This window comes from Catellatospora sp. NPDC049609 (genome assembly GCF_040675365.1).
GTDB lineage: Bacteria > Actinomycetota > Actinomycetes > Mycobacteriales > Micromonosporaceae > Catellatospora.
Genome location: NZ_JBFAOU010000195.1, coordinates 1 through 13,984, shown reverse-complemented (window position 1 = coordinate 13,984; position 13,984 = coordinate 1). Strand labels below are relative to the sequence as shown.

Here is a 13,984-nt window from a genome sequence, read left to right as displayed (position 1 = left end):
AAGTTCGGCTCGGTCAGGAACAGGACCGGCTCGTCGACCAGGTGCAGACTCATGAGGCCCTGGTTGATGAACCCGCCGGAGGAGGGCAGCGAGAGCGCCACCGATGCCAGGCTCGCCACGATCACCCAGCTGAGGAAGTGGGGCATGTACGTGATGTTCTGCAGGATCCGCTTGAACGGCAGGTTCTTGACCTCGTTCAGCAGCAGCGCCAGGACGATGGCCCCGAAGGTCCCGACGATCAGGGTCAGGACCGACTGTCCCATCGTGTTGACCACGACCTGGCGGAACCGCTCACCGTTGACACCGGTGAACAGGTTGTAAAAGTTCTCCAGGCCCACCCACTGCTGGTTCCAGATGCTGCCGCGACCCGGCTTGTAGTTCTGGAAGGCGATCGCCCAGCCGTAGACCGGGACGTACTTGAACAGGATCTGGTACAGCAGCAGCGGAACGGCCATCGCCAGCAGGGCTCGCTGCGCCCAGACCCTGTCCCAGGTGATCTTGCGCTTGGGATCCTTCGCTGCCTTCTTTCGGGCCTTGCGCTGCTGGGCACGCGAGCTGCTCGCGGGCTCCAGGGCCGGTTCGGGCCCGGTGGCGGTCACAGGGGTGCTGACCGTGGCGTCCGTCATCTGTCAACCTCGTCCGGAGCAGTGGGTGGTAATCGAGAACGCGTCGTGGTGGGAGGCGCACGCCGCCCACCACGACTGCTCGCAGACTGTTACCAGTTGGCCAGACGGTTCTGGATGCCGGCGTTGATCGCGTCCTCGTACACCTTGATGTCGACCTTGTGGATGGAGTCGACGTAGGCCTGCCAGTTCTTGTCGAAGTCGGCGGGCTTGCCGGCGATGATCTTCGGCAGGTTCTGCACGCTGGTGTCGGTCAGCTGCTGGTTGACCTGGTTGGCGGCGTCGGAGATCTTGATGTTCCACGCCGGGTAGTACTTCGGGTTCTCCACGACCTTGTTCATGAAGTCAAGCCAGGTCTTCTTGCCGTACTTCGCCATGAAGCTCTTGTCGTAGTCGCTCAGCGTCGCGTAGAACTCGGCGGGCTGGTCGTCGGGGCTGTAGGCGTTGCCGTCGGAGAACTTGCCCTGGTGCTTGGGCAGCATGTCGAGCAGCGCGTCGAGACGGTTGTGCGAACGCCAGGTGATGTCCTTGTAGTTCTTGCGCTGCTCGTCCGTGCGGGAGAAGACGCCGTCGGCGCCGACCTGGTAGTCCTCGCCGGCGATGCCCCAGGAGAGCGTCTTCTGCCACTCCTCGCTGAGCATGGTGTCGAGGAACTTCAGTGCCTTCTTCGGCTGCTTGCTGGAGACCGAGACGCCGAACCCCTGGTTGATGTTCATGACGGCGCGGTCGGCGTACCAGGGCGTCACCCCGTCGTAGACGGGCATGAGGGGCACGTAGGTGTGCTCGTCCTTGCCGGCGCTCTGCAGCGACTGGGTGGCGGTCCCGAAGTTCCAGCCCTGGTCGTGCATGCCGAGGACGGCGCCGGTGGCCAGCTTCGCGGTGTACTGGTCGAACGTCAGGGTGAAGGACTCGCGGTCGACCAGACCCGCGTTGTACTGCTGGTTGAGAACCTTGTAGAAGTTCTTCGCGACGTCCTTGTCGGCGTAGATCGACGCCTGGTTGTTGCTGTCGACGATGACGCCACCGTTGTTCGGGGAGCCTGCCAGCAGCGCCGGCGGGTTGGTCATGCCCCACTCACGGCCCTTGGACGCCAGAATCTCGAAGCCGACGGTCGGGGCGCCGTTGGTCTGGGGGTGCTTCGCCTTGTAGTCCGAGATGAGCTGGAAGTAGCGGTCGAGCGTCATGTTGCCGAGGTCCGGGTAGCCGGCGTCGGCGAGCACACGCTTCTGGATCCAGAACGCGGGACCGTAGTAGGTGCCGCCGGTGATGTCGCCGTAGAAGCGGTTGTAGTTCGGGAAGATGTACAGGCCCTTGTCCACCTCATCGCCCGAGTAACTCATCTTCTTGATGTCGTCCTTGACGTGCGCGGCGAGGTTGGGGTAGGCCCCGGTCTCCAGCATGTCGTCCAGGCGCCGGAGAGCGCCGCCCTCCAGGAAACGCTGCTTCAGGTCGCCGGTGCCGATGAGGTCGGGGTACTGACCGCCCGCGAGCATGACACCGATCTTCTGGTCCTCGTTGTCCGGCGTGACGATCTCGTAGGTGAGGGTGACACCAAGCTTGTCCTTGAGCAGCTTGGTGATCTTGTTGTCGGGTGCCGGGGCCTGCTGGGCCGACGTGATCCAGACCGAGAGCGTCGTCGGGTTGCTGGGGCTCAGCGTGTCCGAATCGTCCGGGCTCTCGTCCTCCGTGCAGGCAGCCAGGGCGATCAGTGCCATGGCCGTGGCGGCCACGGTGAGCTGCCGCCCGGCCCGGCGCAGGCCGCCGAGTCCAAGGTTGCGCTTCATGTCTCTCCTTACGAGAACTGTCCTGATGTCTCCGCTGTGAGAAAACTGTCCGGGCGATGTCGACCGGAAGGTGCGCTGCGGACGCGAATTCGGCCTCGCGTCTTAATCTCGGCGTGATTTTAGCGATAAAGTAGAGAGGCGATCGGGTTCCGTCAAGCCCCGCGCACGAACCGAGACTCCGCCGTGACGTCCCGGTCCACATGCAAGGAGCCGAATGCGCCACACCCTCCAGAACGACGCCCTGTCGGCGTACGGGTCGGCGTGGACAGGTAGGTGCGGCTGAACGTACCCAGCTCGCCGTACGTGATCGATCCCGCAGCGTGACTGCCCGTTCACTTTGGCCACTTCGACGGTGGCGGTGGTAGGCCGAGGTCACGGCGAAAGGGATGGGCTCGATCGAGGGATGCACCGTCGTCGGCCTTCCGGGGCGGGCATGGCCAGCCGGTGACGGTAGGCCCCCGGACCGTACCCCTGGTGGCGGCCAGGTCCAGGGACCTGACAGCTGCCGGGCGCGCGTGCGCGAAGCGGCCGGCCGGCCGCGCTGGTTCGAGCCCGCCGCCCGACGCTTCCGACCGACGACGAGCTACCCAACGCCGACAGGCGGCATGTCCCATCCAGCGTCAGGACAGTCGACTATGGATCATGCAGAAGCTGGGTACGTTCAGCCGTACCCGGCTGGGTACCTTCGCTCCTACGCCGACATCGTCACCATCCTGCCGGCATTGCCCGCCGGATGGACATCGGGAAAGGCACGCGGACTGCGCGTCCGGGCGGTGACGCCGTCGATCTCGAGTGGCGGGCTTCCGAGCGTGGTGCTCCACGCCTTGGCGACGTGTGAGGTGACCATCGACGTGCCCGGAGACGGGCAGGTGTGCATCAGGCGCAGGGTGTCGCTGCAGGCCGGCGCGACGGTGACCGTGGTGGCGCCGTGGGCGTGGGATGGTGCCGGGCCCCACGGGGTCAGCAGAAGCTCGCCCCGTCAGGCTCGGTGGACTCACTTGCCAAGCCGTATTTTATCGATAATATGACGGCACCACGCGGTATGGCCGGGCCGCGAGCCTCTCGTCAGAGGTTGCTGGGCCGGCAGAACGTCGCGCACAGGAGGATACACATGGCGAGGGTGACGATGGCGGACGTCGCCCGTGAGGCGGGCGTGTCGGCCATGACCGTGTCGAACGTTCTCAACGAGCGCCTCCCGGTCAACGAGCCGACGCGTGCCCGTGTCATGGCCGCCGTCGCGGCTCTAGGGTACGAGGTCAACCTGACCGCGCGACACCTGCGCGCGGGACGGACCGACACCGTCGCCTTCATCGTGCCCAGCTTCCACGACTACTTCGGTGAGATCGCCGACAAGATCGCGCCGCTGATCGAGGCCGACGGGCGGCACCTCGTCCTTGAGCGGACGAGCGCCAGCCCGGAGTATGAGATGGCGGCGGTGAGCGTCGCGCGACTCCAGTTCTACGACGGTGTCCTGCTGTCCGTCGCCGGCCTCGACCGCGACCAGCTGGACCGCGTGCGCACGCCCAAGCCGATCGTGCTGCTCGGCGAGCGTGACGTGCCCGACCGCTTCAACCACGTGCGGCTGGCGAACGAAGAGGGCGCCCGCCTCGCGACGGCGCACATGATCGAGCACGGCTCGCGACGCATCCTTGCGCTGGGCTGCACGTTCGACACCGCGCACATGATGTCGTCGGACCGCCGCGTTGGCTGGGAGCGCGCACTTCGCGATGCCGGCCTCGATGTCGACGCACGCCATGTGGTGCCCGTCTCCACCTACACGTCGGCGGCCGGACGCGATGCCCTGCTCGACGTCATCGCGTCCGGTCTGCCCTTCGACGGCGTCTTCGCCGTCACCGACGTCATCGCGCTCGGCGCGATCGCGGCCCTGGCAGAGAGCGGGCTTCGTGTGCCCGTCGACGTCCAGCTCGCCGGGTTCGACAACCTCGACATGGCGAGGTTCGTCCCGCCCGGCCTCACCTCCGTCGACGCGAACCATGAAGGTGTCGCCGAGACCGCGGTGGGTCTGCTGCGCCGGCAGATGGCGGGCTGGACCGGCCCGGCCGAGCACGTCGTCGCGCCCGTCCGTCTCGTGGTGCGTGGCTCCACCCGCGGTGGCGCGTAGGGCCGTGCACTCACGCGCGGAACGCCGCGCGCCCCTCTAGCCCGGTTCGGTCGAAGGGAACCAAACTGTGAGCACCTCTGCGCGCACGCCCGCCTTACGCGCCGTCCCCGCATCCCCGCTCGCCGGGACGCGGCACCGGCCGCTGCCGATCCCGTCCGTACGCTTTGTCGGCGGCGACGGGCGGGTCGAGATCCGCGCCGAGGGCGACGTCGTCCCCGGCACCGAGCTGTCCGTGCGCATCCCCGGATGGTCGCCGCGCCCCACCGTGGTAGGATCCGACGGCGCTCGCGGGCGCGATGGCGACGGGTACGCCCGGGTGCCGCTGGAGCCGGGCGCCCGCTACGTGCTCGATTTCGACCTGACGCCGCGGCTGACCACGGCCCATCACCGCGTCGACGCGCTGCGCGCAGCGGTGGCCGCCGCACGGGGACCCGTTGTCTACTGCGTCGAGCAGGCGGACCTGGACGCACCGCTGGACGTGGACGACCTCGCGGTCCTGCCCGTGGCGATCACCGTCGGCGAGCGCGACACGCTCGTCCTGAGGTGCCGCGTGATCAACGCCGCGGACGGCCTCTACGGCCCCGAGACCGCCACCGAGCTCGGCGACGAGCGAACGGTAACAGCGATCCCGTTCTCGACCTGGGGCAACCGTGCCCCCGGCCCGATGCGGGTCTGGCTTCCGCGAGTTCCTCGCCAAGGCCTGCATTGACATCCTCCCCGCCCTAAAGGACGGGGATTCCCGTGGTCGCCCTCGGGGTTTCCTGTTTCGCCGACGACCGCCCCGTCCGAGAGGTTCCTCGTTGAGGTCTTACATCGTCTCCGCAGGCTGTCACCGCCAGTCCGGCGGCCAGAAGGTTACGTGCCGCGTTCACGTCACGGTCATGCACTGCCCCACAAGGGCACGTCCACGACCGCACGCCCAGCGCCATCCGCTCGGCGAGTGCGCCGCAGGTCGAGCACAGGCGGGTCGAGGGGAACCGGCGGTCCACCACGATCAAAGCCCGGCCGTGCCAGGCGGTCTTGTACTCCAGCATCGTGCGCAACTGCCGCCAGGCCGCGTCGCCGATCGCGCGCGCCAGCCGGTGGTTCTTGACCATGTTCGCCACAGCCAGATCCTCGATCACGATCGCTTGGTTCTCACGAACGAGCCGAGTCGTCAGCTGGTGCAGGTGGTCACGGCGCCGGTCGGCGATGCGGGCATGGATCCGGGCGACCTTCAGCCGGGCTTTGGCGCGGTTGGCCGAGCCTTTCTGCTTGCGGGCCAGATCGCGCTGCGCCCGGGCCAGCCGCCGGCGGTCGGCGCGTTCGTGCCGCGGGTTGGTGACCTTCTCGCCGGTGGACAGGGTGAGCAGGCTTTCCAGCCCCGCGTCGATCCCGACCATGCCCGCGGCCGGGGTCGGGGTGACGGTGTCTTGGCAGAGCAGGGACACGAACCAGCGCCCGGCCGGATCCTGCGACACGGTCACCGTCGACGGCGTACAGCCCGCCGGCAGCGGCCGCGACCACACGATGTCCAAAGGTCGGCTCATCTTGGCCAGGGTCAGCGTGCCCTCACGCCACCGGAACGCGCTGGCCGTGTACTCCGCCGAGCGGCGCGAGCGTCGTTTGGACTTGTACGTGGGGTGCTTGGCGCGTCTGGCCCAAAAGTTGGTGTAGGCGGTCTGCAGGTGCCGCAGCGCCTGCTGCAACGGCACGCAGGACACCTCGTTGAGAAACGCCAGGTCATCGGTCTTCTTCCAGCCGGTGAGCAGTGCCGAGGTGGCGTTGTAGCCGATCCGCTCCCGGCGTTGGGTCCACGCCTCGGTTCTGGCCTGCAGGGCCATGTTGTAGACCAGCCGTACGCATCCGAACGTGCGCGACAGCTGCGCGGCCTGTTCGCCGGTCGGATAGAAGCGGTACTTGAACGCGCGCTTCACCGCCCTGGACACGACCACGATCCTAACAGGACGCCGGCACGGTTTCGTACTGGCGTTCGCGTGTACGCCGGTCCGCCGAGGCGGCGGATCGTCTGTGCCTGTCCTGCTGCGCAGGAGCTCCGTTTCCTCTCCGGCCTGAAGGCCGCAGTATCCACGGAAGGAATCTGATGACGACGAGCACGATCGCAGTGATCGACCTCGACCTGCCCGGCGCCACGATCAGCCGGCACGTGTACGGGCACTTCGCCGAGCACCTGGGGCGGTGCATCTACGGCGGGTTCTGGGTGGGCGAGGACTCGCCGGTCGCGAACGTGCGGGGCATCCGCTCGGACGTGGTCGAGGCGTTGCGGGCAATCTCGATCCCGAACCTGCGCTGGCCGGGCGGCTGCTTCGCCGACGACTACCACTGGCGTGACGGCGTCGGCCCGCGCGAGAGCCGCCCGCGGATGGTCAACTCGCACTGGGGCGACGTGGTGGAGGACAACGCGTTCGGCACGCACGAGTTCATGGACCTGTGCGAGCTGCTCGGTGCGGACCCGTACGTGTCGGGGAACGTGGGGTCCGGGTCGGTGGCGGAGATGTCGGAGTGGGTGGAGTACCTGACCCGGGCGGACGACTCACCGATGGCGGCGCTGCGGCGGGCGAACGGGCGCGAGCAGCCGTGGCGGGTGCCGTTCTGGGGATTGGGCAACGAGGCGTGGGGCTGCGGCGGCAACCTGCGCGCCGAACAGTTCGCGTCGCTGGCCCGGCAGTACGCCACCTACTGCCGCAACCACGGCGGCAACCTGCTGTACCGGATCGCGGCGGGCGCGAACGAGGCCGACCTGCACTGGACCGAGACGCTCATGCGCTCGTTCGACGACCTGGCAGCGGACCGAGCCGGTTCGGCGGGCCCGTTCCAGGCCGTGTCGCTGCACTACTACACGATGGCCGGGCCGTGGTCGGACAAGGGCGACGCCACCGGGTTCAGCACGGACCAGTGGTACGTGACCATGGCCCGCGCTCGGCGCATGGAAGAGCTGCTCACCCGGCACTCCACGGTCATGGACCGCTACGACCCGCACCGCAAGGTCGGCCTGGTCGTGGACGAGTGGGGCACGTGGTGGAACGTGGAGAAGGGCACCAACCCCGGGTTCCTGTACCAGCAGAACACGCTGCGCGACGCCCTGGTCGCCTCTGTGCACTTCGACGCGTTCCACCGTCACGCAGAGCGCGTGGTCATGGCGAACATCGCCCAGACCGTCAACGTGCTGCAGGCCATGATCCTCACCGACCCCGACAGCGGGGCGCTCGTGCTCACCCCGACGTACCACGTCTTCGCCATGAACACCGGCCACCACGACGCCGCCGCCCTCGCGGTGCACCTGCGCGGCGTCGAGACTCGCGCCGTCGGCGCGACCGAGCTGCCGCTCGTCTCGGCGTCCGCGTCGGTCAAGGGCGACACCGCCCTGGTCTCGCTGTCCAACCTCGACGCCGAGACGGACCGCACCCTCGTCCTGGACCTGCGCGGCCGCGATGTCGTCGGGCACACCGCGCGGGTGCTGACCGCCACGGCGCTCGACGCGCACAACACTCCCGAACAGCTCGACGCCGTCGCCCCTACCGACCATGCCGGCGTGCACCCCCACCCCCGGGGGCTCGAGGTCGAGCTGCCTGCCCACTCCTACGTCACCGTGGCGCTCGAGCTGCGCTGATGGACCGACCGGAGGTGAACATCCGCGACGGCGGGGCGCGGGCAGACGTCACCAACCCCGTCATCTTCGCGGACGTGCCCGACCCGGACGTCATCTTCGACGGCCGGTACTACTACATGGTCAGCACGACCATGTACTTCGCGCCGAGCGTCCCGATCATGCGCTCGGGCGACCTGGTGCACTGGTCCATCGCCGGGTACACCGCGGCGATCCTCGACGACACGGACGCGCTGGCGCTGCGTAACGGCCAGGACGCGTACGGCCAGGGCAGCTGGGCAGCGAGCATCAGGTTCCATGACGGGACCTACTACGTGTCGGTCGGCAGCCTCACCACGCAGCAGACGTACGTCTACTCGACTCCCACCATCGAGCACGGGCCGTGGACCAGGTCGGTGCTCGACGGGTACGCCCACGATCAGTCGCTGCTGTTCGACGGCGACGACGTCTGGCTTGTGTACGGTGGCGGGTCGATCGACCTGCGCAGGCTGCGGCGGCACGACGACGGGACCCTTGCCTGGGACGGCCCGGCGACCCGGCTCGTCGAGGACGCCAACGTCGACCAGACCAGCGGACTGAACGCCGAGGGCGCGCACGCGTACAAGATCGGGGACTACTACTACGTCTTCATGATCGAGTGGCCGTCGGGTGGCATCCGCCAGGAGGTGCTGTGGCGGTCGACGTCGCTGACGCCGCAGTCGGCCGGCGGCGTGTGGGAGGGCCGGGTCGTGCTCAGCCAGGCCGTGACGGTCGGGGGCCGACCCGGAACCGGCGTCGCCCAGGGAGGAGTCGTCCAGACATCCGACGGACAGTGGTACGCCATGCTGTTCCAGGACGAGGGCCCGCTGGGTCGTGCGCCTCAGCTCATTGGCGTGACCTGGGACGACGACGGGTGGCCGGTGTTCGCTCTCCATCCGCAAGCGCCCGCGGCGGCCGCACGGACGGCCGGTGACGGGGCCGCCGTCGTCGCCTCGGACGACTTCGACAACCTCCTCGAGCGCGCGGGCCACTGGAACACGGCCAACGCGGACCTCCTGGCAGAGTCCGCCGAGAACGCATGGAACGGGTCGGACCTGGGGCTCCAGTGGCAGTGGAACCACAACCCGGACAACCGGTTCTGGTCGCTCACCGAGCGGCCCGGACACCTGCGGCTGACCACGGGCAGCGTCGCGTCGAGCATCCTCGATGCGCGCAACACGCTCACCCAACGCACGCTCGGACCCGCGAGCTCCGGCGCCATCTCGCTGGACGTCTCGCACATGAAGGACGGGGACGTCGCAGGCATCTCCGCCTACCAGCGCAAGTACGGATACATCGCCGTGACGATGGAGGGCGGGACCAAGAGCCTGGTGATGCGCCGGGCGGGCGGCGACGGCGTCCTCGCCTTCACCAGCGCACCGGTGCCGCTGCGGGCGGACGTCGTCCACCTGCGCGCTGACGTCGACTTCCGGGATGCCGTCGATACGGCGTCGTTCGCGTACTCGTACGACGGCAGCAACTGGACGTGGCTGGGCGACACCCTGCGGATGCAATACGACCTCGCGCACTTCACCGGGTACCGGTTCGCCCTCTTCAACTACGCCACTGTCGAGCCCGGAGGCTACGTCGACGTGGACTGGTTCCGTGTCAGCGATCCCACCGGGCTCGCCAGCCCTACTCACCGACGGAGCGAAGGAGCTGTTCTTGACTGAGCAGGCGACGTCAGCCCTGCTGATCGACGGGCAGGAACCCGCCGAGGTGCGGCTGCATCATGTGTGGAACGAGTGCGTCGGTGCCGGCCGCGCGAATGAGGCGTTGCGGGCGGACTGGCAGGCGCACTTCCGCGAGGCCGTCCAGGTGCTGGGCGCCCGGCACGTGCGCTTCCACGGCCTGTTCCACGACGACATGTTCGTCTACCGGACGGACGACGGCGGCGGCTTCGGCCCGAACCAGCCGCTGCCCGAGCCGGTCTACACGTTCGCATATGTCGACAAGGTGTTCGACGCAATCCTCGACGCGGGCGCCCGCCCGTTCGTGGAGCTCGGGTTCATGCCGCGCGAGCTCGCCACCCAGACCGAGACGCTGTTCTGGTGGAAGGCGCACTGCAGCCCGCCCAAGGAGATGGGCCAATGGGTCGCGCTGGTCGACGCCACCGTGCGGCACTGGATCGAGCGGTACGGCATCGACGAGGTGCGGCAGTGGCCGTTCGAGGTGTGGAACGAGCCGAACCTCGTGCCCAACTTCTGGACCGGGACGCGCACCGAGTACTTCGAGCTATACGAGGCCACGGCGCGCGCGATCAAAGCCATCGACCCCCGGCTGCGGGTCGGCGGCCCGTCGACGAGCGTGTTCGTCCCCGACGCCCGTTACTCCGGAGAGACCCACGACCCGTCGCTCGAGGTCGAGACCGCGGTGGCCACCGACCCCGACGAGCTCGACTGGCAGCCGGTGTGGATCCACGAGCTGATCGAGTACTGCGCGCAGCGCGGGCTGCCGATCGACTTCCTCTCCACCCACCTGTATCCGACCGACTACGCGGCGGACTCCCTGGGCAACCTCAAAGCGATCACGCGCCAGAAGGACGCCACGTACGTCGACCTGCAGGTCCTGCGCACGATCATCGAGAACAGCCCGTACCCGGATGCCGAGCTGCACATCACCGAGTGGTCGACCTCGCCGTCGAGCCGCGACGCGATCCACGACACGCTCTTCGCCGCCGCGTACATCGTCCGGGCGCTCCTCAAGGGCGCGCCGCTGGCCGACTCGATCTCCTACTGGACCTTCACCGACGTGTTCGAGGAGGGCGGCGGCGGCATCGGCCCCTTCCACGGAGGCTTCGGGTTCGTCAACGAGAACGGCCTGCACAAGCCGACGTTCCACGCGATGGCCATGCTCCACCGCCTCGGTGACCGCCTCCTGGCCGAGCTGCCCGACGGCGCCATCACCCGCTCGTCCGCGACGGGTGACGTGTCGGCCATCTTCTACAACTACCCCGCCGATATGGGCACGACGGGGCTCGCGTCCCGCAACGGCTACGCCGAGACGCGAGCCCTCGCCGAGATGGGCCCCGGGCGCCGCGTCCGGCACCGGGTCGAGGGACTGCGCCCGGGCACCGAGCTCACCGTGGAGATCCTCGACTGGGAGCACGGGAACGTCGCCGAGGCCTGGTACCAGATGGGCGCCCCGCTCAACATCACGCGGGAACAGACCGCCGAGCTGCGCCACGTCGCCGACGGCCTCCACCGCAGCACGCTGACCGTCGGCGACGACGGCGTTCTCGACATCGACCTCACGCTGCCCGCCTGGGCGGTCGCCTCGGTCGCGCCGCCGCTTGCCCGCGCCGCTGCTTGCCGCATTCCAGGAGCTCTTCGACCACGAGGAGGGTCTATTCGGCACTGAGGACGCGTACATGTGCGAGTGCACCGACGACGGTGCCTACTGGTACGGATGGGACATGCTGCACGTCACCTCTGTGTGGATGCGTGTCCAAGACGATGGCATGGAACCGACCAGTTAGCCCCTTCACAAGGTCACCTGTCGATCTTCCTGAAGCGCCCCGGGTGAGGTGGAGGCTCCGAAGCCTGCAAAGGCAGGAGTCACGTCGTAGTGCTCGAGAGCGGGAACGTCAAGCCGAACTGGTTGTCGTAGAACGCGCGCTGTGGTTCGCCGATCACGTCACGACACCCTCGAACCCGCGATGAGGATCGCGCAGTGCGGCCGCCTCGCATCGTTCGTGTTTGTCGCCTCTTGCGCGAGTTCGTTGCTCTGGCATGCCCGGTTTATTGACAACAAGGTTTGCAGTCAACCACCATGTGAGAGCGCTCTCACATCCGTGGAGGGACTCGAACAGGCACTTCCGCCGATCGCACGACCTCCGCCCCTGCTCGAGAAGGGCACATTCGCTGTGGAGATTCAACAAGAACGCGCACCCCTGGCCCGTGGCCGCGCTGTGAACCGAGCGGTGTCGCGCGGCCGGCGCCTCATGATCCTCTTCACCGCGGCCGTCACTGCACTCGTCGGCAGCACGGTCGTCCAGCAGCAGCCCGCACACGCCGCGTGGAACCTCGTGTGGGCCGACGAATTCAACGGGTCCGGCGCGCCCAGCAGCGCCAACTGGAACTACAACGTCGGCAACGGCCTCAACCCCGGCCTCAATACTTTCGACGGCTGGGGCAACGGCGAATGGGAGTGGTACCGCCCCGAGAACTGCACGCAGTCCGGCGGCAACCTCGTGATGCGCGCCAACTGGCTCACGACGCCCATCACGGTCAACGGCCGCAACTTCTACCAGACGTCGTGCCGCATGACGACGGACACGAAGAGGTCCTTCCAGTACGGCCGTATCGAGGCGCGCATGGCGCTCCCCACCGCCACCGGCTCGTGGCCGGCCTTCTGGATGCTCGGCGACTCGTGCGACGAGACGTCCACGAGCGCCTACAACCCGGCGCAGACCTACTACGACCGCCTGCCCACCAACTGGGCCAGTTGCGGCGAGGTCGACATCATGGAACACGCGAACGCGAACGCGACCGTCACGAACAACATCTTCTGGGATGTGCGGACCGGCGTGTTCCCATGGACAGCGGGTCAGAACGCCAACTACGTCGCGAACCCCGCCGTCAACAACGCCGCGGCCTTCCACGTCTATGCGATCGAGTGGACGGCCACGCAGATCCGCTGGTACATCGACGGTACGCAGACGCACGTGATCGACACGACACCGGCGACCTTGGAGGAGTTCCGCAAGCCGTTCCACCTCATCTTCAACCTGGCGCTGGGCGGCACCTACCCCGGACAGAACCCCGTGCAGAGCCAGTTCCCGCTCACCGCATTGATCGACTACGTGCGCTACTACCAGGACGGCGGGGGCACGGGCGGACCTGCGACGCAGATCAACGGGCCGGGCGGCAAATGCGTGGACGTGGCCGGAAACGACACGGGCGGCAATGGCGCGGCCGTGCAGCTGTGGACGTGCCAGGGGTCTGCTGTTTCGCGGGACCAGCAGTGGAGCCGGGACGGCCAGACCCTGCGGACGCTGGGCCGGTGCCTCGACGTCAACGGCGCGGGTACGGCCAACGGCACGCAGGTGCAGCTCTGGGACTGCAACGGCAGCGGCGCACAGAACTGGGTCCAGGAAGGTAACCGGTTGCGCAACCCGAACTCCAACAAGTGCCTGGACTCCCCGGGAGGCTCGACAGCGGACGGCGCGCGACTGCAGATCTGGGATTGTAATGGATCGGCCGCACAGTACTTCGTGAAGGCTGCGTGACGGCCGGCCGAGGGGCACGCTGACGGGTAAGGGCGCGGGAGCGAACAGGCTCCCGCGCCCTTTCGGCGCGTTCCGGGATACGACTCGCGCCGGGGTTTGTCCGGCGCGGGCGGAGATTTTAGAGCGCTATTGTGTGGGCTGCCGTTCCAGCATTCGGCGAGGGTGTGGCCGTCGCGGCCGCGCAGGTGGTCGGCGATCGGCGGGTCGGTGACGTGGAACCCGGTCCCGAAGATGATCACGTAAGCCCAGGCACGGAGCCGGTAGTCCGGTCGGATGAATCCGATTTGGGCGGGCTTCAGAGTGGAGTGACGGTCCAGCATGCGGCTGCAGGACGCGGCCGGCGCGGCCGTGCGCCGGTTCGGCCGCATCGACGTCGTCGTCAACAACGCCGGGTACGGCCTGGTCGGCGCGGTCGAGGAGGTGTCTGACGAGGCTGCCCGCGCGCTGTTCGACGTCAACGTCTTCGGTGTGCTCAACACCCTCCGGGCGACGCTGCCGGTGCTGCGCGCGCAGCGTGGCGGGCACGTCCTGAACATCGGCTCGGTCGGCGGCTTCGCCACCGCGCCCGGCGTCGGCATGTACGGCGCCACCAAGTTCGCC

The 13,984-nt window shown here is 68.1% G+C and carries 9 protein-coding genes and 1 pseudogene; 7 read left to right on the top strand and 3 right to left on the bottom strand.

Annotated features, from left to right (window positions below):
• Positions 1 to 626: pseudogene (locus AB0J67_RS33915) on the bottom strand (sugar ABC transporter permease); the annotation flags it as partial.
• Positions 627 to 715: 89 nt separating this feature from the next.
• Positions 716 to 2,407, bottom strand: coding sequence for an ABC transporter substrate-binding protein (locus AB0J67_RS33910; RefSeq protein WP_363488602.1), 1,692 nt, complete (start codon positions 2,405 to 2,407; stop codon positions 716 to 718).
• A gap of 1,111 nt (positions 2,408 to 3,518) precedes the next feature.
• Between AB0J67_RS33910 and AB0J67_RS33905 the strand changes: the two genes are divergently transcribed.
• Both AB0J67_RS33905 and AB0J67_RS33900 read left to right on the top strand, forming a co-directional pair.
• Positions 3,519 to 4,529 carry a LacI family DNA-binding transcriptional regulator gene (locus AB0J67_RS33905; protein ID WP_363488600.1) on the top strand — a complete coding sequence of 337 codons (1,011 nt, stop codon included), beginning with the start codon at positions 3,519 to 3,521 and terminating at the stop codon, positions 4,527 to 4,529.
• Positions 4,530 to 4,596: 67 nt separating this feature from the next.
• A complete protein-coding gene (locus AB0J67_RS33900; RefSeq protein WP_363488598.1) occupies positions 4,597 to 5,238 on the top strand; it encodes a hypothetical protein in 642 nt (213 codons plus the stop codon).
• 13 nt (positions 5,239 to 5,251) lie between these two features.
• Here AB0J67_RS33900 and AB0J67_RS33895 read toward each other — a convergent pair whose 3' ends face one another.
• Complete coding sequence (locus AB0J67_RS33895) at positions 5,252 to 6,457, bottom strand: RNA-guided endonuclease TnpB family protein (protein ID WP_363488596.1); 1,206 nt, start codon at positions 6,455 to 6,457, stop codon at positions 5,252 to 5,254.
• Positions 6,458 to 6,612: 155 nt separating this feature from the next.
• Here AB0J67_RS33895 and AB0J67_RS33890 point away from each other — a divergent pair, with 155 nt between their 5' ends.
• The 5 genes from AB0J67_RS33890 to AB0J67_RS33870 all read left to right on the top strand — a co-directional run.
• The gene (locus AB0J67_RS33890) at positions 6,613 to 8,139 is read left to right on the top strand and encodes an alpha-L-arabinofuranosidase C-terminal domain-containing protein (RefSeq protein ID WP_363488594.1); all 1,527 of its coding nucleotides are present in this window, start codon (positions 6,613 to 6,615) and stop codon (positions 8,137 to 8,139) included.
• Entirely contained in the window at positions 8,139 to 9,827 is a 1,689-nt protein-coding gene (locus AB0J67_RS33885) for a glycoside hydrolase 43 family protein (RefSeq protein WP_363488592.1), read from the top strand. Before AB0J67_RS33890 ends, AB0J67_RS33885 begins: the two co-directional genes overlap by 1 nt.
• On the top strand, positions 9,820 to 11,514 hold the full coding sequence (locus AB0J67_RS33880) for a hypothetical protein (RefSeq protein WP_363488590.1): 1,695 nt from the start codon (positions 9,820 to 9,822) through the stop codon (positions 11,512 to 11,514). The genes AB0J67_RS33885 and AB0J67_RS33880 overlap by 8 nt, the downstream gene beginning before the upstream one ends.
• A 433-nt stretch (positions 11,515 to 11,947) precedes the next feature.
• Complete coding sequence (locus tag AB0J67_RS33875; protein ID WP_363488588.1) at positions 11,948 to 13,384, top strand: ricin-type beta-trefoil lectin domain protein; 1,437 nt, start codon at positions 11,948 to 11,950, stop codon at positions 13,382 to 13,384.
• Positions 13,385 to 13,702: 318 nt separating this feature from the next.
• Positions 13,703 to 13,984, top strand: a 282-nt coding sequence (locus AB0J67_RS33870) for an SDR family NAD(P)-dependent oxidoreductase (protein WP_363488586.1), incomplete at its 3' end; no start/stop codon positions are given.